Raw genomic sequence first — 22475 nt, forward strand, 5'->3', positions numbered from 1 at the left:
GGGCGTGCCTGACCTACCCCCGGACACCTCGGAGTCCTGGCCGGTCCAGGGGAGCACCGACCTCTACCGCGGCGACTGGATCGTCGCCCTGCGCCAGGACACCATCACCGCTCCGGGCGGGGGCGAGTCCTTCGACCGTTGGGTCTTCGAGCACCCGGGAGCCGTCATCGTGCTCGCCGTCGACGACGAGGAGCGGGTCGCGTGCGTGCGGCAGTACCGCCATCCCGTGCTCGGCACCCACCTCGAGCTGCCGGCGGGGCTGCGTGACACGGACGGGGAGGACCCACTGGAGACGGCGAAGCGCGAGCTGCGGGAGGAGGTCGAGCTGGAGGCCAGCGAGTGGCGACAGCTCTTCGCGCTCCTCCCGTCGGCCGGCATCACCTCCGAGCGGCACGTGTTCTTCCTGGCTCGCGGGCTGACGAGGCGCGGCCGGGGCGACTTCGCCCTGCAGCACGAGGAAGCGGCCATGGAGAAGCTCTGGGTGCCGGTGGACGAGATCGTCGATGCGGTGCTGGACGGCCGGGTCACGGAGGCGCCGATCGCCGTGGCCGTGCTCGCGTACGACGCTCTTCGGCGCCGGGACCTTCTGTGAACGTCGACATCGCGTCGCTGCTCGCCGAGCACCCGGTCGCCGACGGGCACAACGACCTGCTCTGGGCGCTGCGCCGGCTCTGCGGCTACGACTTCGACGAGGTCGACATCGCGGTCCGCCAGGACGGCCGCACCCACACCGACCTGCCGCGGCTGCGCGAGGGCGGCGTGGGCGCGCAGTTCTGGTCGGTGTTCGTCCCGTCGACGCTGGGCCACGAGTCGGTGCGCGCCACGCTCGAGCAGGTCGACGCGGCGTACCGGATGGTCGAGAGGTACGCCGACCGGCTGGCGTTGGCGACCACCGCCGACGAGGCCGAGGCGGCGATGGCGTCGGGTCGCGTCGCCTCGCTGCTGGGCGCCGAGGGCGGCCACCAGATCGACGGCTCGCTGGCGGTGCTGCGCATGTACCACCGGCTGGGGGTGAGGTACCTGACGCTGACCCACAACGAGAACGTCCCCTGGGCCGACTCGGCCACCGACGAGCGCGTCCTCGGCGGGCTGAGCGACTTCGGGCGCGAGGTCGTGGCCGAGATGAACCGCATCGGGATGGTGGTCGACCTCTCGCACGTCAGCGCCGACACCATGCGCGACGCGCTCGCCGTGGCGACGGCTCCCGTGCTGTTCTCCCACTCCTCGGCGTACGAGGTCGTCGACCACCCGCGCAACGTGCCCGACGACGTGCTGACCACCATGGCCGCCGGCGGTGGGGTCTGCATGGTGTCGTTCGTGCCGAGGTTCGTGAACCAGGACAACCGGGACTGGGCGTTCGCGGCCGAGGACGGCGCCCGTGCGCTGGGCTTCGAGCCCAAGGAGCTGGCGCGGTTCGAGCCGTACCTCGCCGAGCTCCAGCGCACCGACCCGCCGCCGCCGGCGACCCTGGCCGACGTCGTCGAGCACGTCGAGCACGTGCGCGAGGTGGCCGGCGTCGACCACGTCGGGCTCGGTGGCGACTACGACGGCGTGACGACGCTGCCCGACGGACTGGAGGACGTCAGCACGTACCCCGCGCTGCTCGAGGCCCTCGCCCAGCGCGGCTGGTCGGCCGAGGACCTCGGCAAGCTCACCTGCCGCAACGTGCTGCGGGTGCTCCGGGCGGTGGAGGACGTCGCGGCCGGCTAGTGCAGGTCGCCCGCGTGGTCCACGACGCGGTGGTCCAGGACGGCCACCTCGTACCAGACCTCGCCGGCGTGCTTGACCGTCCCCTCGCCCAGGTCGATGTCCGAGCCCGCGGTGCCGCGCAGGCCGAGCACGTCGTAGGACGCCGGGTCGAGCAGCAGCTCCCAGTGGTCACCCGCGCGGCCGAGGTCGGTGTCACCGGTGAAGGTGACGGACAGGACCGGCCGGCCGACCAGGTCGGGCGCAGCGTGCTCGTCGATGCCGACGCCGGGGATGGTGGCCAGGGCGCGGAACAGGCTCGCGCGGCCGGCCGGCGGGAGGTACGTCTCGGCGGTCAGGGCCTGCGTCACCTCGTCGAAGTCGCGGTCGGCCCGGGTGTCGCCCGTGGACGTGTAGAGCGGGTCCGCCGCCAGGTGGTCGAGGACGTCGGCCGGGTCGTCGGGGAGCGCGACCACCATGTCGTACCACTGCTGGGGCGTGCCCAGCGGCCAGTACTCGACGCCCTGGACGTTGACCCGGCCGCTCGGCATCCGGTCGGCGACGCGCTCGCCGTCGAAGCGGGACCACGACTCGCCCGGGTGGGTGCCGGGCTTGCCGGTCACCGCGTCCAGGAAGAGGTCGCGCTCGTAGACCCACTGGTCCGGTCGCGGTGTCAGGTCGGGCGCGGCCGCGACGGTCGCCGCGACCCGGCCCAGGACCGCGGCGGCCGAGGGCGCTGCGGGCTGGAACACGGTCGCCGCGACCCCGCCCCCCGTGACGGCGAGGACCGCGGCGAGCGCGAGTCGGAGGGCCGGACGACGGGAGGTACGACGGGAGCCGAGGACCCGCTCGCGCACCTCGGGCGGCGCGGCGGCGGGCGCGTCGCTGCGGAACTCGCGCAGTAGGGTCATCTCGTCCATGTCGGTGCCTCCTTCGGCAGCGGTGAGCTGGTCGGGTCGTGGGTGAGCGAGCGCCTGACGGCCTGTCGCGCGCGGTGCAGGCGGGACCGGACGGTGCCGACTGGTAGGTCGAGCGCCTCGGCCACCTCGGCGTAGGTGAGGTCGGCCCAGGCGACCAAGAGCAGCACGTGCCGGTCCCCGGGCGCGAGCTTGGCCAGCGCGGTGGCCAGCGCCGGGCCGGCGGAGGACGCGACCACGCGCTCCTCGACCCCGTCCGGCGCCCAGGTACGGGCGATCGGGTCGGCGCCGAGGCGCGCCACGGCGCGCAGGCCGCGTACCTCGGTCCGGCGGTGCTTGCCGACCAGGTTGGCGGCGATGCCGAACAGCCACGGCCGGGCGTTCGGCCGGGTCGCGTCGTACCTGGCCCGGTACCGCAGCGCGGTGGCGAAGGTCTCCGCCGTGACGTCGTCGGCCAGGTCGGCGCCGAGACGGCGCAGCACGAAGCGGTGCACGTCGTCGGCGTACCGGTCGTAGACGACCCCGAACTCCGCGGGGTCGTCGACCGATCGCGCGATGGCCTCGCCGTCGTCCATGCCTGTTCTTACCCGCAGCCGGGAGAAGGGTTCACAGGCCGTACAACGCGACCTCGGTGGCCTTGACCACGAAGGTGACCGGGGTGCCGACGACCAGCTCCAGCTCGGCGGCCGCCTGGACGGTGACGTCGGCGGCCAGGTCGCCGGCGTGCACGCGCAGCAGGTCGGCACGCGGCTCGAGCTCGGTGACGCGGACGTCGAAGGCGTTGCGTGGGCTCCCCAGGAGGGTCTTGCGTGCGGCGTCTCGATAGACCGCGACGGCCTGGGGGCGGAAGGCGGCGATCGCGTCATGACCCGGCTCGGGCGCGGTGCCCTCGACACGGCCGTGGACGTCCCACCCGTCGCGCACGTGCACGGCGCCGTCGCGCCAGGTGCCACGCAGCAGGTTGAGACCGGCCAGCCGCCCGGCGAACGCACTCCGCGGCCGGGCCAGCACGTCCGTGCTCGGCCCGGACTCGACCACGCGCCCCTGCTCCAGCACGACGACCCGGTCGGCGAGCAGCAGCGCGTCCAGGGGGTCGTGGGTGACGACGATCGCGGTGCGCTCCTGGAGCACCCGGCGGAGCACCTGGCGCAGCGCCGGCTGGACGGCGACGTCGAGCGCGGCCATCGGCTCGTCGAGCAGCAGCAGCCTGGGCTCGGCTGCGAGTGCGCGGGCCACCGCCACCCGTTGCGCCTGCCCGCCCGACAGCTGTCCGGGGCGACGGTCGGCGAGGTCGCCGACGCCCAGCTCGTCGAGCCAGCGCTGGGCGTCCGCGCGCGCCGTACGCCGGTCGGTGCCGCGGCTGCGTGGACCGAAGGCGACGTTCTCGAGCGCGTCGAGGTGGGGGAAGAGGAGGGCGTCCTGGCCGAGGAGGGCGGTCCGCCGGTCGTGCGGTGCCACCTGCACGCCCGGGGCGCCGGGGCCGACGTCGGTGAGGACGCGGTCGTCGAGCGTGATGCGGCCGGACTGCGGGCGCACCAGGCCCGCCAGCACGCCGAGGACCGTGGACTTGCCCGACCCGTTGGGACCCAGCACCGCGAGGGTCTCGCCGTCGGCCACCTCGAGGTCGACCCGCACCTGCCGGTCGGGCACCGTCGCGGAGAAGCGGACGCTCACAGGGCCGTCCGTCCGTGCCGCGCGACCCCGATGACGAGGACGGCGACGACGAGCAGCACGAGGGCGAGGGCGACCGCGGCGTCGGGGTCGGTCTCCCGCTGGAGGTAGATCTCCAGGGGCAGCGTGCGGGTGCGGCCCTGGAGGCTGCCGGCGAAGGTGATGGTGGCCCCGAACTCGCCGAGCGAGCGCGCGAACGCCAGCACGGCCCCGGACACCAGGCCGGGCAGCACGAGCGGGAGGGTGATCCGCCGGAAGACGGTGGTGGGTGGCGCGCCGAGCGACGCGGCGACGACCTCGAAGCGGTCGCCGGCCGTGCGCAGCGCGCCCTCGAGGCTGAGCACCAGGAACGGCATCGCCACGAACGTCTGGGCCATCACCACCGCGATGGTCGAGAACGCGACCTGGATGCCGAGCGCGTCGAGGGACTCGCCCAGGAGACCGCGGCGCCCGAAGGTGTAGAGCAGCGCCAGCCCGCCCACGACCGGAGGCAGGACCAGGGGGATCAGCACCAGCGACCGGAGCAGGCCGAGACCGGGGAAGTCCCACCGCGCCAGCAGCAGCGCCATCGGCACCCCGAGGACGACGCAGGCGAGGGTGCTGGCCGCGGAGGTGCGCAGGCTCAGCCAGAACGCCGCCCGCGAGCCCTCGGACGTGACGAGGGAGAAGAAGCTGCCCCAGTCGACCTTGGCGACGATGGCGACGAGAGGGAGCAGGACGAACAGCGCGCCCAGCAGGGCGGGCAGGAACAGCCAGCGGGGTACGTCGACCGGTCGCTGGCTGCGGACTGCCTGACGGCTGTTACGGCTGGGCGAAGCCGGCCTCCTCCAGGATGCGCCGGCCGGTGTCACCCAGCACCAGGTCCACGAACTGCTGCGCGAGGTCGGCGTCGGCGGCGTCCTTCAACGCGACGACGGGATAGGTGTTCACGGCCTCCGACGACTCGGGGAAGGTCACGCCCTCCACGTCGTCACCGGCCGCCTCGACGTCGGTGACGTAGACGACCCCGGCGTCGGCCTCGCCGGAGGTGACCTTGGCGAGCACGTCGGTCACCGACTGCTCCTCGCTGACGGGGGAGAGCGCGACGCCGGTGGCCGCCTCGACCTTCTGGGTGGCGGAGCCGCACGGCACCTCCGGCGCGCACACGACGACGTTCACGTCGCTCTTCGCCAGGTCGGCGAAGGACGCGATGCCGGCCGGGTTTCCCGGAGGTACCGCGATCTCGAGGGTGTTGGACGCGAAGCTCTGCGGGTCGCCGGCCTGGAGGCCGGCGGCGGTCAGCTTGTCCATATTCGCGGTGTCCGCGGAGGCGAACACGTCGGCCGGGGCTCCCTCCTGGATCTGCGCGACCAGGTCGGAGGAGCCGCCGAAGGAGAACTCGACCGTGACCCCGTCGTGCTCCTTCTCGAACTCCTCGCCGATCTGCTGGAAGGTCGTGGTCAACGACGCGGCGGCGTACACGGTCAACGTGGTCCCACCCGCGGAGCCCGGCCCGGTGCTGCCGTCGTCACCGCACGCCGTCGCGGTGGCTGCGAGGAACACGGCGGCGGCGGCGAGCAGGGAGAGACGTCGGGCCATGCGCGCATCGAATCACAAAGCCTAGGTAGTACCTATGCAGGGGTCTCACACCTCGACGATGACGTTGGTGGACTTCACGATCGCCGTAGCGTGCTTGCCGACCTCGAGGCCGAGCTCGTCGGCCGCCTCCCGGCTCATCAGGGAGACCACGCGGAACTCACCGCACACCATCTCGACCTGGGCCATCACCCGGTCGCGGGTGATGCCGACGACGACGCCGTGGAAGCGGTTGCGGGCGCTGGAGACGCGGTCCGGGCCGCTGACCGACGCGGTGAGGGCGGCCAGCTTGTCGGCGCGCAGCACCCGCTGGTTGCCGCGCCGCTCGAACTGGACGCGGCCGTCTGCCTCCCAGCGACGCAGGGTGTCGACGCTGACGCCGACGGCCTGGGCGACCTCGCCGATCCGCAGATAGTCCGCCACGAGGGGATCCTAGGGCTCGCGCACAGCGTCGCCCGCGTCACACCACGGGTGACCGCGTGGATATTGTCGGACCCGGCCGCACAGCGCAGTGCTGCTGCCGGCGCCGGGCACGGCGTACGGCCGACGACCCAGGAGCGATCAGGTGAAGGTCGGAGTCCCCAAGGAAGTCAAGAACCACGAGTACCGCGTGGCCATCACGCCCATCGGCGTGCACGAGCTGGTCGCCCACGGTCACGAGGTGTTCATCCAGGCGAGCGCGGGGGTCGGGTCCTCCATCAGCGACGACGAGTACGTCGGGGCGGGCGCCACGATCGTGCCGGCGGCGGAGGACGCCTGGGGCACCGACGGCGGCATCGACATGGTGCTCAAGGTCAAGGAGCCGGTCGCCGAGGAGTACGGCCGGATGCGGGAGGGCCTCACGCTCTTCACCTACCTGCACCTGGCGGCCGACAAGCCGCTCACCGAGGAGCTGATCAACCGCAAGGTCACCGGCATCGCCTACGAGACCGTGCAGCTGCCGTCCGGCGGGCTGCCGCTGCTGTACCCGATGTCCGAGGTCGCGGGCTGCCTCGCGCCCCAGGTCGGCGCGTACTCGCTGATGAAGGCCCAGGGCGGCCGCGGCGTGCTGATGGGCGGCGTCGGCGGTGTCGCCAACGCCAAGGTCGTGATCATCGGCGCCGGCGTCTCCGGCCAGAACGCCGCCAACATCGCGCTCGGCATGGGCGCCGACGTGACCCTGCTCGACACCGACCTCGACAAGCTGCGGATGTCGTTCTGGCGCTACAACAACCGCGTGCACGGGCTGGCGTCGTCGCGACTGGCGATCGAGCAGCAGGTGATGGAGGCCGACATGGTGATCGGCGCGGTGCTGATCCCGGGCGCGGCCGCGCCGAAGCTCGTCTCGAACGACCTGGTGTCGCGGATGAAGCCGGGCTCGGTGCTCGTCGACATCGCGGTGGACCAGGGCGGCTGCTTCGAGGACACCCACGCGACCACGCACGCCGACCCGACGTACCCGGTCCACAACTCGATCTTCTACTGCGTCGCGAACATGCCGGGCGCGGTGCCGAACACCTCGACCTACGCCCTGACCAACGCGACGATGCCGTACGCCGTCGCGCTGGCCGACAAGGGCTGGCAGGACGCCTGCAGGGCCGACCGGTCGCTGGCTCTCGGGCTCAACACGCACGCCGGGCAGCTCACGAACGGCCCGGTGGGCGAGGCGGTGGGCATCGAGGCCGTCGACCTGGCCGAAGCGATCGGCTGAGCGCGCTTGGCTGAGCCGGGGCCGGCCGTCAGGACCTACCTCGACCACCTGACGGTCGAGCGCGGGCTGGCGGCCAACACCCTGACGTCGTACCGGCGTGACCTGCGTCGGTACGTCGGGTACCTCGGGTCGCTGGACATCTCGTCGCTCGACGAGGTGACCGAGGCGACGGTCACCGACTTCCTGGTGGCGCTGCGCGAGGGTGACGCGGACCACCCGCCGCTGGGCTCGACCTCTGCGGCGCGCACGGTGGTCGCCGTACGCGGGTTCCACAAGTTCGCGGTGGCCGACGGGCTCGCTGCCGCCGACCCGGCTGCCGGGGTCAAGCCCCCGTCGCCGGCGAAGCGGCTCCCCAAGGCGCTGCCGCTGGCGGACGTGGAGGCGATCCTGTCGGCCGCGGGTTCGGCGGGTACGGCGCTGGCGATGCGGGACCGGGCGCTGCTGGAGGTGCTGTACGGGACGGGTGCGCGCATCTCCGAGGCCGTCGGGCTCGACGTCGACGACCTCGACACCGTCGACCGGACCGTGCTGCTGCGGGGCAAGGGCGGCAAGGAGCGGATCGTGCCGGTCGGGTCGTACGCCTCGGCCGCGGTCGCCGACTACCTGACCGCGTCGCGGCCGACCCTGGTCGCGGCCGGTCGTGGCACCCCCGCCCTCTTCCTCAACGCGCGTGGGGGCCGGCTCTCGCGGCAGAGCGCCTGGACGGTGCTGGTGCGAGCCGCCGAGCGCGCCGGCGTCACCACCGACGTCTCGCCGCACACCCTGCGCCACTCCTTCGCCACCCACCTCCTCGACGGCGGCGCCGACGTCCGCGTCGTCCAGGAGCTTCTCGGCCACGCGTCGGTCACCACGACCCAGGTCTACACGCTCGTCACCGTGGACAACCTGCGCGAGGTGTTCGCGACGGCGCATCCTCGGGCACGGTAGGTGGGGTCTGTGGTGCCGGAAATCACGCGATCGCGCGGAAATGGCAGATCTCGGGCGGCAGACGTTGCCATTTCCGCGCGATCGCGCTGAAACTGGCACCCCAGCCCAACTCGGCCGTCAGTCGAGGCGCTTGACGTCGAGGGCGCCGTCGGCGAACTCCTTGCGGATGACCTTCTTGTCGAACTTGCCGACGGAGGTGCGCGGGACGGCCTCGATGAAGGCCCAGGCGTCGGGGAGCTGCCACTTGGCGAACTTCTGGGCGAGGTGGTCGCGCAGGGAGTCGAGGTCGGCGGTGGCGCCCTCGCGCAGGACGACGGTGGCCAGCGGGCGCTCGTCCCACTTCTCGTCGGGGATGGCCACGACGGCGGCCTCGAGGACGTCGGGGTGGGACATGAGGTGGTTCTCGAGGTCGACCGACGAGATCCACTCGCCGCCGGACTTGATGACGTCCTTGGCGCGGTCGGTCAGCGTGATGTACCCCTGGCGGTCGAGCGTGCCGACGTCGCCGGTGCGCAGCCAGCCGTCGCGGAACTTCGCCTGTGACTCAGCATCGTCGTCCTTGTAGTAGGAACCGGTGACCCACGGACCCTGCACCTCGACCTCGCCGACGGCCACGCCGTCGCGCGGCAGCTCCTCGCCGGAGTCGCCGACGATGCGGGCGGTCACGCCGGCGAGCGGGCGGCCCTGCGAGGCGCGGTAGCGCCAGCCCTCCTCGCTCTCGGGGTCCACGCCGACCGGCGGCATGGCGCAGGTCGCGACCGGGCTCGTCTCCGTCATGCCCCATGCCTGGCGGATCTGCACCCCGTGGCGCTGCGCGAGCGCCTGCTGGAGGCCCAGCGGGACCGCCGAGCCGCCGCACGGCACCAGCCGGATCGACGAGAGGTCGGCGGGGTTCGCGTCGGCGTAGGTGAGGATGTCGTTCCAGATTGTCGGCACGGCGCCGGAGACGGACACGCGCTCGGACGCGATCAGCCGGGTCAGCGGCTCGGGCTGGAGCCAGCGGTCGGGCATCACGAGGGAGGCGCCGACCATGATGGCGGCGTACGGCAGCCCCCACGCGTTGGCGTGGAACATCGGCACGATCGGCAGGATCCGGTCGTACGGCGTCAGCCCCATCGCGTCGCCCATCGCGACGGCCATCGAGTGCAGGTACATGGAGCGGTGGCTGTACGCGACGCCCTTGGGGTTGCCGGTGGTGCCGGACGTGTAGCACATGGCCGCGGCGTCGGTCTCCACGATCTGCGGCCACTCGGTGACCGGCTCGGCACCGGCCAGCGCCTCCTCGTACCTCAGGATCGTCCGGCCCGTGGCCTCGAGCTCGGACAGGTCCGCGTCGGCGGCCTCGGGCCCGGCGACGAGCACGTGGGTGACGGTCTCGAACGTCGGCAGCAGCTGGGTGAACGGCGCCAGCAGGCTGGCGTCCACGACGACGACCTTGTCCTCGGCGTGGTTGGCGACGTAGGTGACCTGGTCCGGGAACAGCCGGATGTTCAGCGTGTGCAGCACGGCACCCATCGACGGCGCGGCGAGGTAGACCTCGAGGTGCTCGGCGTTGTTCCACATGAACGTGCCGACCCGCTGGTCGCCGTCGACGCCGCACGCACGCAGCGCGCCGGCCAGGCGGGCGGCCCGCTCGGTGACCTCGGCGAACGTACGCCGCCGGACGCCGTCCGGGGTGGCGGTGACGACCTCGGCGTCGGGGTGCACGCGGGCCGCGTGGGCGAGCAGGCGGGAGATGTTGAGCGGGGCGTCCTGCATGGTGCTCTTCATGCGTCGAGCATGCCTCGCGCCGCGCCGCTGGTCGAGGAAGGACGAAGTCCTGTCACGAGACCCGGCGAGACGGAGGCGTGCCTCTCGCCGGGTCTCGTGACGGTTGCCAGGGCAACCTCCTCGACCAGCGGCGCGGGCCTCCGGACACAATGGCCCGATGCCCGTGCCCCGCCTCACCGTCCCGGAGGAGCACGACGCCGACACCCTGTACCTCACGCTCGCCGAGTGGGCGGGGGAGCAGGGGCTGACGTTCTACCCGCACCAGGACGAGGCGCTGCTCGAGCTGCTCTCGGGTCACCACGTGGTGCTGGCGACGCCGACGGGGTCGGGCAAGTCGCTGGTCGCGACCGGCGCGCACCTGGCCGCGCTGGCCACCGACCGCGTCTCCTTCTACACCGCACCGATCAAGGCGCTGGTGAGCGAGAAGTTCTTCGCGCTCTGCGAGGCGTTCGGCGCCGACGACGTCGGCATGCTGACCGGCGACGCCTCGGTGAACCCGGGCGCACCGATCATCGCCTGCACCGCCGAGGTGCTGGCGAACATCGCGCTGCGCGAAGGATCCCGCGCCGACGTCGGGCTGGTCGTGATGGACGAGTTCCACTACTACGGCGAGCCCGACCGCGGCTGGGCCTGGCAGGTGCCGCTCCTGGAGCTGCCCCAGGCGCAGTTCCTGCTGATGTCGGCGACCCTCGGCGACATGTCGGAGATCGCGGCCGACCTCACCCGGCGTACCGGCCTGGAGACCGCGGTCGTCGCCGACGCGGAGCGGCCGGTGCCGCTGAGCTTCAGCTGGTCGCTCGAGTCGCTCGACGACACCGTGGCCGAGCTGGTGTCGAGCGGGCAGGCACCGGCGTACGTCGTGCACTTCACGCAGGCGGCCGCGGTCGAGCACGCCACCCGGTTGCTGGGTGGGGGCCTGGACAAGCTCGACCAGCACGGGAGGTCCGGCCGCGAGCGCAAGGACGCGATCACCGACAAGATCGGGGCGTTCCGGTTCGGGCGGGGGTTCGGGCAGACCCTGCAGAAGCTGGTGAAGGCCGGCATCGGGGTGCACCACGCGGGGATGCTGCCGAAGTACCGGCGCCTGGTGGAGACCCTGGCGCAGGCCGGGCTGCTCACCGTCATCTGCGGCACCGACACGCTCGGCGTCGGCATCAACGTGCCGATCCGCACGGTGCTCTTCACCGGGCTCGCCAAGTTCGACGGCAACCGGCAGCGGGTGCTGCGGACGCGGGAGTTCCTGCAGATCGCCGGGCGGGCCGGACGGGCAGGGTACGACACGTCCGGGTACGTCGTCGTCCAGGCGCCCGAGCACGTCATCGAGAACGCCAAGGCCAAGGCGAAGGCGGACGCCAAGAACGCCGCACTCCGGGAGCACCAGAAGGCCAAGAAGAGCTCCAAGGCGCAGCTGAAGAAGCCGCCCGAGGGCACCGTGGTGTGGACCGAGCAGACCTTCGACAAGCTGGTCGCGGGGGAGCCCGAGCGACTGGCCTCGCGGATGAAGGTCGACAACGCGATGCTGGTCAACGTCCTGTCCCGGCCCGAGGACGCGTTCCCGGTGATGCGCCGGCTGCTGATGGACAACCACGAGCCACGCCGCCAGCAGCTCCGGCACGCGCGGCGGGCGCTCCGGCTGACCCGGTCCCTGGTGCGCTCGGGCACCGTCACGCGGCTCGACGAGCCGGACCAGCACGGCCGGCGCTACGTCCTGACCGTCGACCTGCCCGAGGACTTCGCCCTCAACCAGCCGCTGGCGCACTTCGCCCTGGCCGCGTTCGACGTCCTCGACCCGGAGTCCCCGACGTACACCCTCGACGTCGTCAGCGTCGTCGAGTCGGTCCTCGAGGCGCCGCGTCAGATCCTCTTCGCCCAGCAGCACGCGGCGCGTGGCGAGGCGATCGCGGAGATGAAGGCCGACGGGATTGAGTACGAGGAGCGGATGGCGCTCCTCGAGGAGGTCACCTGGCCGCAGCCGCTGGCCGAGCTGCTCGAGGCGACGTACGCGATGTACCGCCAGTCCCACCCGTGGCTCCCCGAGGACGCCCTCGGCCCCAAGTCCGTGCTCCGCGAGATGTGGGAGCAGGCGATGGGGTTCACCGACTTCGTCCGCCGCTACGAGCTGGCCCGCTCCGAGGGGCTGGTGCTGCGGTACCTCAGCGACGCCTACCGCACCATCCGGCAGACCGTCCCCGACGTGCACCGCACCCCCGAGCTGGAGACGATCGTGGACTGGCTGGGGGAGACGATCCGGCAGACCGACTCCTCGCTCATCGACGAGTGGGAGGCGCTCAGCCACCCGGACGACGCCCTGGCCCACCGCCTGTTCGCGGGCGACGAGCCGCTGCCCCCACCGCGCCCGCTGTCGGCCCAGGAGCGGGTGCTCGAGGTGATGGTGCGCAACGCCATGTTCGCCCGCGTCGCGGCCTGTGCGCGCGACGACCTCGACGCGCTGATGCGACTCGAGCGTGCGGCGGCCGACGCGGTCGAGCCCGCGCGCGAGGTGGTGATGACCCGCAGCCGCTGGGACCAGGCGCTCGAGGAGTACTACGCCCAGCACGACACGATCGCGACCGACGCGGACGCCCGCGGCCCGTCGTACTTCTGGCTGGGCGCTCCCGGGAAAGGTGAGCCGGCGGGCGCCGAGGAGGGTACCTCGTCCCGGGTGCGGAAGGTACGTCAGACGCTGGCCGACCCCGCCGGCGACCGCGACTGGGTGATCGAGGCGACCGTGGACCTCGACGCCACGGACGCCGCCGGCGAGCTGGTGATGGCGGCGACGGCACTGCGCTGCCTGTCCGATGGGCGAACCGGCGGGTAGCCCGAAGGGGCCAGTTCAGACCACCCGTTGGAGTCAGTTCCGCGGATCTGTGAACAGGACGCCACCCGAGTCCCTAGCGTAAAGCGACGGTCCATACCAGGTGCCGTCGCCACCGGCCCCTCCGGTGGCTGTCCGAAGCTTTGCCCTGAGACCCCCGGGGGCCAGATGTTCTCCAAGCGTCGCACCGATGCGGCCTCCCCCAAGGCTGCCCAGAAGGTCGTGCAGAAGAGCCAGAAGAGCGGCCAGACGTCGTTCGGCCAGGTCGGCCAGAACGCGCAGCGCTCGGTGCTGTCGGCCGCCGGCACCGCGGCTCCCTCGGGCAAGCGGGACAGCAAGGCGGCCAAGGCCGCCGAGCGGGACCGCCGCGACCAGGCCAAGAAGCTCAAGCAGGCCCAGAAGCAGGCCCAGAAGCAGGCCCAGAAGGACGGGGCGCGCGCCGAGCGCACGGCCCAGAAGTCCGGCGCGGGTACGCCGGAGCAGGGCCAGGGCGGCCGGCGCTTCGCGCTGCTGCGGGGCGCCAAGGGCGCCGCGGACGAGGTGACGATCGGCTCGGGCAAGCCGGGCGGGCCGTCGCCGAAGGTCGACAAGCACGTGTGGGCGCCGGGCGAGAAGCCCTCGCCGCTGAACGTCTCCGAGTGGTCGCTGCGCCGCAAGGTCGCCCTCGTCCTCACCGTGCCCTTCCTGCTCGCCGCCGTCTTCGGCGGCCTGCGCGTGCGCACCGAGATGGCGCAGGCCGACAACTACGCCGCCACCGCCTCGCAGGTGAAGGTCCTCGGCCCCGCGGTCGAGTACCTCGCCGCCGCCGAGCGGGCCGCCGTCGTGGCCCGGGCCAACGGCATCAACAACGACAAGCTGGACGCCGCCCAGAAGGAGGTCGTGGACGCGGGCACCAAGCTCGTCGAGGCCCGCGACGCGGCCGCGCTGACGCCGACCCAGCTGCGGCAGGTCAACGACGTGATCTCGCTCAGCGAGCAGATGCGCAACGGCATGGCCTACGTCAGCCTCACCTCGATGACCTCGCAGGTCCGCCAGCTCGAGCGCGGAGTCACCCAGGTCATCTCCACCATCGTCGACGACCAGATCGACCCCGAGCCGTCGCTGCTGGTGCTCGCCCAGGCCCTGGACGGCCGGCTCTCGCTGTCGCTCCAGGCGATCCAGGTCGCCAACGCCAAGACGACGCCGCCCAACCCGGTCGAGCTGTACTCCGAGTTCGGTGTCGAGCTCGCCTCCATCGACCGGCTCGCGATCTCCCTCGGCCAGACCGACTCCCGCGTGCTCGCGATCCGCCAGGCCAACGCCCAGCGGCTGGTGAACGCCCGTGGCGGCAACATGAAGGTCACCGACACCGGCTACGAGGCGTACGACGTCCTCATCGACGACCTGCTGACGCAGATCGACAAGAACCTGGCCAGCCAGACCCGCAACGCCAAGGTCCTCACCTGGGTCGACTCGCTCATCATCGGCCTGGCCCTGCTGGCCGCGCTGATCCTGGCCCTGATGGTCTCCCGCCTGCTGCTGAACCCCATCCGCCGCGTGCGCGCCGGCGCCCTCGAGGTCGCCCACGAGCGGCTGCCCGAGGCGGTCCGCCGCATCCGGTCCGGTGAGGACCCGGGTGAGATCGAGCCGATCGGCGTCACCACGCACGAGGAGACCGGCCAGCTGGCCCGGGCCGTGGACGACCTGCACCGCCAGGCGGTCCTGCTGGCCTCCGGTGAGGCCGCCCTCCGTACCCAGGTCGGCGACATGTTCGTCACCCTGTCGCGCCGCAACACCTCGCTGATCAACCAGCAGCTCGGCCTGATCGAGACGCTGGAGAGCGACGAGGAGGACCCGCAGCGCCTGGAGAGCCTCTTCCGGCTCGACCACCTCGCCGCGCGGATGCGCCGCAACGCGGAGAGCCTGGTCATCCTGTCGGGCGCGCCCACCCGCGCGACCGAGCAGGAGGACCTGTCGCTCACCGACGTGCTCCAGGCCGCCATCGCGGGTGTCCAGGACTACCGCCGGGTGCAGCTCGACGCCGCGCCCGCGCAGCGGGTCACCGGCGAGGCCGCCGCGGACGTCGTCCACCTGCTCGCCGAGCTGGTCGACAACGCCCTGTCGTACTCCCCGCCGAGCTCGACGGTCCTCGTGACGTCGTCGTTCACCCGTGGCGGCGTGATCGTGCAGGTCACCGACGCCGGCCTGGGCATCGCCGACGACGCGCTCGGCGAGCTCAACGAGAAGCTGCGCTCCGGTGGCGAGGTCACGCCCGACACCGCACGTCGCATGGGCCTGTTCGTGGTCAGCCGCCTCGCGCTGCGGCACGGCCTCCAGGTCTCCCTGGACCAGAACGACCGGATGGGCATCACGGCCACGGTCTTCCTGCCGACCAGCGTGCTCAGCGACACCGCGCGCCTCGAGGCCGGTTCCACCGGTGGGGCGCAGGTCATCGAGCTGGGTGCCGCTCCGTCGTACGCCGACGTCGAGGACCGCGAGCCTGCCGAGGTCTACGCGTTCGGCGAGCCGGCCACCGCGGACGTGCCCCCGGAGCCCGAGCCGGAGCCCGAGGAGTACGACCCGATCACCGCGGCCATCAACGCCTACGGCCTGCCGCAGCGCCGTCCCGGCGCCTCCGGCGCCGGCAGCGCGGGGTCCCCGCAGTCGATGGGCGGCGGCTTCTTCGACCGGGTCGAGCCGGACGCCGAGGTGCCCGCCATCGAGTCGCCGGTCGCCGAGATGCACGTGGACGGCGACGACGTCGTCGACGCGGTGCTGGCCGAGGACGAGCACGCGGCTGTGACGGACGGGTCCGAGGTGCCGACGCTCACCGTGGTGGGCGACGACGCGCACGAGGAGGAGGTGCGCGCGCCGATCGCCCTCGGCCCGTCCGACCCTGTCGAGGAGCCTGTCGAGGAGCCTGTCGAGGAGCCCGTCGAGGAGCCCGTCGAGGAGCCCGTCGAGGAGCAGGTGGCTGAGGTCGCCGAGGTGCCCGTCGAGGAGCCCGTCGACGAGCCGGTGGCCGAGGACGAGCCCGTCGAGGAGCAGGTGGCCGAGGTCGTCGAGGAGGTCGTCGAGGAGCCCGTCGAGGAGCCCGTCGAGACCGAGCAGGTCGCCGAGGTGGAGCCCATCGACGCGCCCGCCGAGGAGCCGGTGGAGGAGCCGGCCGCCGAGGTTGTCGAGGAGCCGGTGGCCGAGGAGCCCGTGACGGACGAGCCCGTCGCCGACGAGCCCGTCGAGGACGAGCTCGCGCCGGTGCTGGCGACGCTGCCGCTGAACCCGACGGTGCCGTTCGAGTCGCCGGAGGTCGCCGAGTTCGCCAGCGCCCATGGGAACGGCAACGGCAACGGCCACGTCACCGTCCCCGACGAGGGCAACGCCCTGGCCGGGCTGCTCGCGCAGGGGTTGGCCAACGGCGCCGGCCTGGACCGCGGCGCCCCGACGCCGGCCTCGATGGAGGACGACGAGACGCCGATCTTCCGGTCCCTGCGGTCCAACTGGCTGTCCGCCGACACCGGGGAGCGGCCGTGGGCCGACTCCGAGGTCGACGCCGGCTGGGACGCCGCCGACCGTGTCGAGGCCACGCCGCCGACGCGTCGTACCGAGACCGGACTGCCCATGCGGCGCCCGGGCAACCGGCTCATCCCCGGTGGCCTGTCCGCCCAGCCCACGCACACCGTGAGGGACCCGGAAGCCATCCGGGCCCGCCTGGCGGCGCACGCCGCCGGTGTCTCGCGCGGCCGCCGTACCGCGGCCACCAGCGAGACGCTGCCGAACCCAACCACACAGGAAGTGGATCCCGCATGACCGAGAGCCTCCGGTTCGGAGCCCCCGTGCCCAACGACGACGAGCGCGAGCTCGACTGGGTGGTCACCAAGTTCGTCGACGACGCCCCCGGCGCCGCCCACGCGGTGCTGGTGTCGGCCGACGGCCTCTTGATGGCCGCCAGCGCCCGCCTTCCCGGTGAGCGTGCCGAGCAGGTCGCCGCCGTGGCGTCCGGGCTGGCCAGCCTCGCGGTCGGCGCCGCCCGCCTCTTCGAGGGCGGTTCGGTCATGCAGACCGTCATCGAGATGGAGCGCGGCTTCCTGCTGCTGATGAGCGTCGGCGACGGCTCGCACCTGGCCGTGCTGACCCAGGACAGCGCTGACATCGGGCAGGTGGGCTACGAGATGGCCCTTCTGGTCGAGCGCGTCGGCCGGATGATCCAGGCCCAGGCCCGGAACCTCACAGGCGTCTGAGAGGCACAACGCCATGTCCCTGACCGAACCGGACCCGTGGGGCCGGTACTCCGACGAGGAGCCCGCGGCTCGCATCGTCCGGCCGTACACCATCACGGCCGGGCGGACGAAGAGCACCGTGGAGCTCCCGATGGAGGCGACACTGCGGCTGCAGCCGTCCGCTCGTGAGCGGGAGTGGGGGAGCGACCTGCAGGGTCGCATCGTCGAGGTCTGCGACAACAAGTCGGTCGCGGAGGTCTCGGCGGCCGTGAAGATGCCGATCGGCGTCGTCCGCGTGCTGCTGGGCGACCTCGTGGAGCAGGGCCACGTGGGGGTACAGGCCACCTTGAACGACAGCTCGTCGCACGACGAGCGACTGGATCTGATCGAAAGGACCCTCCGTGGACTTCGCGCGTTCTAGCGCCGGCGGCCGCGCCACAGCCTCGACGAAGATCGTCGTGGCCGGTGGTTTCGGAGTCGGCAAGACGACCCTGGTGGGTTCGGTATCGGAGATCAAGCCGCTGCGCACCGAGGCCCTCGTCACCAACGAGTCGGAAGGCGTCGACGACCTCGACGCCGTCCCCACCAAGGCGACCACGACGGTCGCGATGGACTTCGGCCGCATCACGCTGGCCGAGGACCTGGTGCTCTACCTGTTCGGCACCCCCGGGCAGCGCCGGTTCTGGTTCATGTGGGACGACCTGTGCCGCGGCGCCATCGGCGCCATCGTGCTGGTCGACACCCAGCGCCTCAACGAGGCGTTCTCGCCGCTGGACTACTTCGAGGCCAAGGGCATCCCGTTCATCGTGTGCGTCAACGAGTTCGAGGGCACCCAGAAGTATCCCGTGGAGGAGATCCGCGAGGCGCTCGCCCTGCCCCACGAGGTGCCGATCATGACCGTGGACGCCCGCGACCGGCAGTCCGCCAAGGCGGCGCTGGTGCGGGTCACCGAGTTCGCCCTGGAGACGCTCACCCGGCAGGCCGTCTCGGCCCGCTGACGCCGCACCACCGACCGGAACGGGTCGGTCACGCCGGACCGCATCCCCGGCGTGACCGACCCTGTTCTATGGGCGGCGGAGCTCGCCTGTCCGCGGACCCGGTGGTGAGCGTTGTCCACACGCGTCCTCCACAGGGGCGCGCTACCTGTGCACCTGACCGGGGCTCTCTGCACAGCCTCTCAACAGATTCAGACTGCCCCTGGGGGTAACCCCGGATCGTGTTGTGGGGCCTCGCCGGCACTCCTAGAGTCGCGCCCGTCGTACGACGCACAAGTCGGTGTGTCGACAAATCTCCGGGGTCCTCGGCGCGTCGCTGACCCCTGGCCGGAGGAGGAGCGCAGAGTGAGTGCAGGCGGTCCTGGGGGCTGGTACCCCCGAGCAGAGCAGTCGGGGAGCAGCGCTCCGGAGATGCCGCCGGCCATACCCCCGATGCCCTCAGGAGGACCTGTGTCCGAGAGCGTGCCCGACCCGCTGCCCTTCCAGCGTCCTGTGCCGCCGGAGGAGCAGGCCGCGCCCGCGCGTACCGAGCTCGACCCGGCCACCGAGTCGCTGGTGGAGCAGTTCGAGCGCGCCCGCCGCGAAGAAGAGGCCGCCGCCGCCGCTGCTGTGGTCCTCGAGGAGGAGCCCGTCGAGGCCGCCGCGCCGGTCGAGATCGGCCCGACCGGCCGGCCGATGCCGGTCTTCCCGGAGCCGCAGCCGCTGACGAAGCACGGCCCGGCGCGCGTGGTGTCGATGACCAACCAGAAGGGCGGCGTCGGCAAGACCACGACGACGATCAACCTGGGCGCGGCGCTGGCGGAGTACGGCCGGAAGGTGCTGCTGGTCGACTTCGACCCGCAGGGCTCGCTGTCGGTCGGTCTGGGTCTGAACCCGCACGAGATGGAGCTCACCGTCTACAACCTCCTGATGGAGAAGGACGTGCGGCTCGACGAGGTCGTCGTGCCCACCAACGTCGCGGGGATGGACCTGCTGCCGTCGAACATCGATCTGTCCGCCGCGGAGGTGCAGCTGGTCCACGAGGTGGCCCGGGAGCAGACCCTGCAGCGGGTGCTGGCGCCGGCGCTGGAGAAGTACGACGTCATCCTCATCGACTGCCAGCCGTCGCTCGGCCTGCTCACCGTGAACGCGCTGACGGCCTCCCACGGCGTGATCGTGCCGCTGGAGTGCGAGTACTTCGCCCTGCGGGGCGTCGCGCTGCTCAAGACCACGATCGACAAGGTCCGCGAGCGGCTGAACCCCCGCCTGGAGATCGACGGGGTCCTCGGCACCATGTTCGACGGACGGACCCTGCACAGCCGCGAGGTGATGGACCGGCTGGTCCAGGCCTGGGGCGAGCGGGTCTTCCACACCGTCATCCGCCGCACCGTGAAGTTCTCCGACTCGACGGTCGCCGGCGAGCCGATCACGTCGTACGCCTCGGCCTCCACGGGTGCCGAGGCCTACCGGCAGCTCGCCAAGGAGGTGCTCGTTCGGTGGCCCGAACCTCGCCACGACGCGTGAGCCTGCCGGCCGCGGACGACCTGTTCCGGCCGACCGATCCGACCACCGAGGAGCTGGCCGAGGAGGCGCACGTCCGGGTCGTCCCCGATGCGCCCGACGCCGATGGGGACCCAGGTGCCCGGCGCCGGCCGAGCGGCCGGGTCCGGCACGACGAGAAGATCACGGTCTACGTCTCGGCCGACGAGCTGCTCGACCTCGAGCACGCCCGGCTGGCGCTGCGCCGCGACCACGGCCTCGCGGTCGACCGCGGCCGGATCGTGCGTGAGGCGGTCGCGATGGTGCTGGCCGACCTCGAGGAGAACGGCCTCGACAGCATGCTCGTGCAGCGCCTGACGGAGCGATAGCCGCGTGACCGCTCTCGTGGAGCCTGTCGAGGCCGGGGCAGGCGAGACGGCGGCTCCGGCGTTCGAGGTGTCGCTGGACAACTTCGAGGGGCCGTTCGACCTGCTGCTGAGCCTGATCGCCAAGCACAAGCTCGACATCACCGAGGTGTCGCTGTCCCGGGTGACCGACGAGTTCATCGCCCACGTCAAGGCGGGCGGCCCCGTCTGGGACCTGGAGCAGACGACGTCGTTCCTGCTCGTCGCGGCGACGCTGCTCGACCTCAAGGCCGCGCGGCTGCTGCCGCAGGGCGACGTCGAGGACGAGGAGGACCTCGCGCTGCTCGAGGCACGGGACCTGCTGTTCGCGCGGCTGCTCCAGTACAAGGCCTTCAAGCAGGTGGCCGGCGTGCTGGAGAAGCGGCTGGCGGGGGAGTCGCGCCGGCACCCGCGGGCGGTCGGCCTGGAGGACCGGTTCGCCACGCTGCTGCCCGAGGTGCTCATCGGCATCGGGCTCGACCAGTTCGCGGCGCTGGCCGCCAGGGCCCTCGAGCCGAAGCCGGTGCCCGAGCTGTCGCTGCAGCACATCCACGCCGCGCGGGTCTCGGTGCGCGAGCAGGCTGCCATCGTGGTGGACCGGCTGCGGCGCACCGGCACGATGACCTTCCGGGCACTGTGCGGCGACTCGCCCGACACCCTGACGACCGTGGCGCGGTTCCTGGCGCTGCTGGAGCTGTTCCGCGAGGGCGCGGTCGCCTTCGACCAGGTCACCCCGCTCGGCGAGCTGACCGTCCGGTGGACCGGCGAGTCGACGGACACCGAGGACCTGCACATCGACGAGTTCGAGGGCGCGCCCGAGCCGCCACCCGACGTACCCGAGGAGACATCCACCGATGAGTGACGAGCAGGACCGCCTCGAGGTGGCCGTCGGCGACCTGAAGCCGTCGCTGGAGGCGCTGCTGATGATCGCCGACCAGCCGCTGGACCCGATGACCCTGGCCAGCGCGGTCGGGCACCCCGTCGACGCCGTCACCGAGGCGCTGGGACAGCTCGCGGCCGAGTACGACGAGCAGGGCCGCGGCTTCGAGCTGCGCAACGTGGCCGGCGGCTGGCGCTACTACACGCGCGACGAGCACGCGGCCGTGGTCGAGGGCTTCGTCCTCGACGGCCAGCAGGCGCGGCTCACCCAGGCCGCCCTGGAGACGCTGGCCGTGGTCGCCTACAAGCAGCCCGTGTCCCGGGCCAGGGTCTCGGCCATCCGCGGCGTCAACGTCGACGGCGTGATGCGCACGCTGGTCACCCGCGGCCTGGTCGAGGAGGCCGGGCACGACCACGCGTCGGGCGCGCACCTGTACCGGACGACCGGGTACTTCCTGGAGCGCATCGGCGTGACCTCGCTCGACGAGCTGCCCGAGCTGGCGCCGTACCTCCCCGAGATGGACGACCTGGTGGACGAGCTCTCCGATTCGCTGATGGAGGAGTCGGCCACGGCATGATGGCCGGGTGAGCGGCCCCGACAGTCCGACGGCCTTCGAGACCGACGACGAGGGCCTGATCCGGCTGCAGAAGCTGCTGGCCCAGTCCGGCGTCGCCTCGCGACGCAAGTGCGAGGAGCTGATGCTCGCCGGCTCGGTCGTCGTGGACGGCGAGGTGGTCACCCGGCTCGGCACCAAGGTCGACCCGCGGACCGCGGTGATCCGGGTGGACGGGAAGCGGCTGCCGCCGGTCTCGGAGAAGGTCTACCTCGCGCTCAACAAGCCGCGGGGCGTGGTCTCGACGATGTCGGACCCCGAGGGCCGCCGGACGTTGCAGGACCTGGTCGCCGACCGGCCCGAGCGGCTCTTCCACGTCGGCCGGCTGGACACCGACACCGACGGGCTGATCCTGCTCACCAACGACGGCGACTTCGCCCAGCGCCTGGCCCACCCGTCGTACGAGGTGGACAAGACGTACGTCGCCGAGGTCGACGGCCGGGTCACACGCGGCACCCTCCGGCAGCTGACCGACGGGGTCACCCTCGACGACGGCCCGGTCACGGTGTCGTCGGCGCGGCTGGTCTCGGTGCAGGGGGAGCGGTCGATCGTGGAGCTGGTCATCCACGAGGGCCGCAACCGGATCGTCCGGCGGCTGCTGGACCACGTCGGCCACCCGGTACGCCGGCTGACCCGGACCGCCATCGGCCCCGTGGCCCTCACCGGCCTCGGTACCGGCGAGCTGCGCGCCCTGACCCGCGACGAGCTCGGCACCCTGCTCGACTCCGCGTCGCTCTGAGGTCGTCGTCGTCGGACTATCCCGAAAACCTCTTGCCCGCTCGGTCACGCCAGGGAGCGGTGCGTGAGTGTCGGTCTGCGTTCCCGAAACCGACACTCACGCACCGCCCACCCGCCGAAACCGACACTCACGCACCGCC

General features: G+C 72.3%; 21 protein-coding genes. 14 read left to right on the forward strand and 7 right to left on the reverse strand.

All coding sequences use genetic code 11. The annotated features are described in order from the left end of the window. Window positions 1-4 precede the first annotated feature (4 nt). Both ISU07_RS18245 and ISU07_RS18250 read left to right on the forward strand, forming a co-directional pair. Window positions 5-592 (forward strand): NUDIX domain-containing protein, encoded by a 588-nt coding sequence (locus tag ISU07_RS18245; protein ID WP_194708268.1) that lies wholly within the window; start codon window positions 5-7, stop codon window positions 590-592. Next, window positions 589-1710, forward strand: coding sequence for a dipeptidase (locus tag ISU07_RS18250; protein WP_194708269.1), 1122 nt, complete (start codon window positions 589-591; stop codon window positions 1708-1710). Before ISU07_RS18245 ends, ISU07_RS18250 begins: the two co-directional genes overlap by 4 nt. Here ISU07_RS18250 and ISU07_RS18255 read toward each other — a convergent pair. Genes ISU07_RS18255 through ISU07_RS18280 form a run of 6 tightly spaced genes read right to left on the reverse strand, consistent with a single transcriptional unit; the run spans window position 1707 to window position 6272 of the window. Continuing rightward, complete coding sequence (locus ISU07_RS18255) at window positions 1707-2606, reverse strand: CU044_5270 family protein (RefSeq protein WP_194708270.1); 900 nt, start codon at window positions 2604-2606, stop codon at window positions 1707-1709. The two genes, ISU07_RS18250 and ISU07_RS18255, sit on opposite strands and share 4 nt — an antisense overlap. After that, window positions 2594-3178 carry an RNA polymerase sigma factor gene (locus ISU07_RS18260; RefSeq protein ID WP_194708271.1) on the reverse strand — a complete coding sequence of 195 codons (585 nt, stop codon included), beginning with the start codon at window positions 3176-3178 and terminating at the stop codon, window positions 2594-2596. Before ISU07_RS18260 ends, ISU07_RS18255 begins: the two co-directional genes overlap by 13 nt. 31 nt (window positions 3179-3209) lie before the next feature. Continuing rightward, entirely contained in the window at window positions 3210-4277 is a 1068-nt protein-coding gene (locus ISU07_RS18265) for a sulfate/molybdate ABC transporter ATP-binding protein (RefSeq protein ID WP_194708272.1), read from the reverse strand. Further along, window positions 4274-5026 (reverse strand): ABC transporter permease, encoded by a 753-nt coding sequence (locus ISU07_RS18270; RefSeq protein ID WP_228522180.1) that lies wholly within the window; start codon window positions 5024-5026, stop codon window positions 4274-4276. Before ISU07_RS18270 ends, ISU07_RS18265 begins: the two co-directional genes overlap by 4 nt. Before the next feature lie 49 nt (window positions 5027-5075). Beyond that, the gene (modA, locus tag ISU07_RS18275; RefSeq protein ID WP_194708274.1) at window positions 5076-5852 is read right to left on the reverse strand and encodes a molybdate ABC transporter substrate-binding protein; all 777 of its coding nucleotides are present in this window, start codon (window positions 5850-5852) and stop codon (window positions 5076-5078) included. A gap of 45 nt (window positions 5853-5897) precedes the next feature. Then, window positions 5898-6272 carry a TOBE domain-containing protein gene (locus ISU07_RS18280; RefSeq protein WP_194708275.1) on the reverse strand — a complete coding sequence of 125 codons (375 nt, stop codon included), beginning with the start codon at window positions 6270-6272 and terminating at the stop codon, window positions 5898-5900. A gap of 142 nt (window positions 6273-6414) precedes the next feature. Here ISU07_RS18280 and ald point away from each other — a divergent pair, with 142 nt between their 5' ends. Together ald and xerD are read left to right on the forward strand one after the other, a co-directional pair. Beyond that, window positions 6415-7539 (forward strand): alanine dehydrogenase, encoded by a 1125-nt coding sequence (gene ald, locus ISU07_RS18285; RefSeq protein ID WP_194708276.1) that lies wholly within the window; start codon window positions 6415-6417, stop codon window positions 7537-7539. A gap of 6 nt (window positions 7540-7545) precedes the next feature. After that, entirely contained in the window at window positions 7546-8466 is a 921-nt protein-coding gene (gene xerD, locus ISU07_RS18290; protein ID WP_194708277.1) for a site-specific tyrosine recombinase XerD, read from the forward strand. A 117-nt stretch (window positions 8467-8583) separates the two neighbouring features. Here the strand turns inward: xerD and ISU07_RS18295 are convergent, their stop codons facing one another. Continuing rightward, window positions 8584-10236, reverse strand: a complete 1653-nt coding sequence (locus ISU07_RS18295; RefSeq protein ID WP_194708278.1) for a long-chain fatty acid--CoA ligase — start codon at window positions 10234-10236, stop codon at window positions 8584-8586. A 157-nt stretch (window positions 10237-10393) separates the two neighbouring features. On the opposite strand from ISU07_RS18295, the gene ISU07_RS18300 reads away from it, so the two are divergent. The 10 genes from ISU07_RS18300 to ISU07_RS18345 all read left to right on the forward strand — a co-directional run bounded on the left by ISU07_RS18300 (window position 10394) and on the right by ISU07_RS18345 (window position 22336). Beyond that, window positions 10394-13054 (forward strand): DEAD/DEAH box helicase, encoded by a 2661-nt coding sequence (locus ISU07_RS18300; protein ID WP_194708279.1) that lies wholly within the window; start codon window positions 10394-10396, stop codon window positions 13052-13054. A gap of 165 nt (window positions 13055-13219) precedes the next feature. Further along, entirely contained in the window at window positions 13220-16837 is a 3618-nt protein-coding gene (locus tag ISU07_RS18305; RefSeq protein ID WP_194708280.1) for a sensor histidine kinase, read from the forward strand. Then, a complete protein-coding gene (locus ISU07_RS18310) occupies window positions 16834-17268 on the forward strand; it encodes a roadblock/LC7 domain-containing protein (protein ID WP_194708281.1) in 435 nt (144 codons plus the stop codon). The genes ISU07_RS18305 and ISU07_RS18310 overlap by 4 nt, the downstream gene beginning before the upstream one ends. A 13-nt stretch (window positions 17269-17281) precedes the next feature. Then, the gene (locus tag ISU07_RS18315; RefSeq protein ID WP_194708282.1) at window positions 17282-17668 is read left to right on the forward strand and encodes a DUF742 domain-containing protein; all 387 of its coding nucleotides are present in this window, start codon (window positions 17282-17284) and stop codon (window positions 17666-17668) included. Between the two features lie 37 nt (window positions 17669-17705). Beyond that, window positions 17706-18245, forward strand: coding sequence for a GTP-binding protein (locus ISU07_RS18320; protein WP_456093964.1), 540 nt, complete (start codon window positions 17706-17708; stop codon window positions 18243-18245). A 672-nt stretch (window positions 18246-18917) separates the two neighbouring features. After that, a complete protein-coding gene (locus ISU07_RS18325) occupies window positions 18918-19745 on the forward strand; it encodes a ParA family protein (RefSeq protein WP_194708380.1) in 828 nt (275 codons plus the stop codon). After that, on the forward strand, window positions 19742-20089 hold the full coding sequence (locus tag ISU07_RS18330) for a hypothetical protein (RefSeq protein ID WP_323742698.1): 348 nt from the start codon (window positions 19742-19744) through the stop codon (window positions 20087-20089). Before ISU07_RS18325 ends, ISU07_RS18330 begins: the two co-directional genes overlap by 4 nt. A 4-nt stretch (window positions 20090-20093) precedes the next feature. Beyond that, window positions 20094-20966 carry a segregation and condensation protein A gene (locus tag ISU07_RS18335; RefSeq protein ID WP_194708284.1) on the forward strand — a complete coding sequence of 291 codons (873 nt, stop codon included), beginning with the start codon at window positions 20094-20096 and terminating at the stop codon, window positions 20964-20966. Continuing rightward, the gene (gene scpB, locus ISU07_RS18340; protein WP_194708285.1) at window positions 20959-21561 is read left to right on the forward strand and encodes an SMC-Scp complex subunit ScpB; all 603 of its coding nucleotides are present in this window, start codon (window positions 20959-20961) and stop codon (window positions 21559-21561) included. The genes ISU07_RS18335 and scpB overlap by 8 nt, the downstream gene beginning before the upstream one ends. A 7-nt stretch (window positions 21562-21568) precedes the next feature. Further along, window positions 21569-22336: a pseudouridine synthase gene (locus ISU07_RS18345; protein WP_194708286.1), complete on the forward strand. Its 768-nt coding sequence runs from the start codon at window positions 21569-21571 to the stop codon at window positions 22334-22336. Window positions 22337-22475 lie beyond the last annotated feature (139 nt).

Origin of the sequence: Nocardioides islandensis (genome assembly GCF_015352455.1) — a bacterium.
Taxonomy (GTDB): Bacteria; Actinomycetota; Actinomycetes; order Propionibacteriales; family Nocardioidaceae; genus Nocardioides; species Nocardioides islandensis.

What these genes read in the sequence shown, in the direction of transcription:
- ISU07_RS18255 (WP_194708270.1), bottom strand. Translation starts at nt 2,606, where the DNA reads ATGGACGAGATGACCCTACTGCGCGAGTTCCGCAGCGACGCGCCCGCC.
- ISU07_RS18260 (WP_194708271.1), bottom strand. Translation starts at nt 3,178, where the DNA reads ATGGACGACGGCGAGGCCATCGCGCGATCGGTCGACGACCCCGCGGAG.
- modA (WP_194708274.1), bottom strand. Translation starts at nt 5,852, where the DNA reads ATGGCCCGACGTCTCTCCCTGCTCGCCGCCGCCGCCGTGTTCCTCGCA.
- ISU07_RS18295 (WP_194708278.1), bottom strand. Translation starts at nt 10,236, where the DNA reads ATGAAGAGCACCATGCAGGACGCCCCGCTCAACATCTCCCGCCTGCTC.
- ISU07_RS18300 (WP_194708279.1), top strand. Translation starts at nt 10,394, where the DNA reads ATGCCCGTGCCCCGCCTCACCGTCCCGGAGGAGCACGACGCCGACACC.
- ISU07_RS18305 (WP_194708280.1), top strand. Translation starts at nt 13,220, where the DNA reads ATGTTCTCCAAGCGTCGCACCGATGCGGCCTCCCCCAAGGCTGCCCAG.
- ISU07_RS18310 (WP_194708281.1), top strand. Translation starts at nt 16,834, where the DNA reads ATGACCGAGAGCCTCCGGTTCGGAGCCCCCGTGCCCAACGACGACGAG.
- ISU07_RS18315 (WP_194708282.1), top strand. Translation starts at nt 17,282, where the DNA reads ATGTCCCTGACCGAACCGGACCCGTGGGGCCGGTACTCCGACGAGGAG.
- ISU07_RS18325 (WP_194708380.1), top strand. Translation starts at nt 18,918, where the DNA reads ATGCCGGTCTTCCCGGAGCCGCAGCCGCTGACGAAGCACGGCCCGGCG.
- scpB (WP_194708285.1), top strand. Translation starts at nt 20,959, where the DNA reads ATGAGTGACGAGCAGGACCGCCTCGAGGTGGCCGTCGGCGACCTGAAG.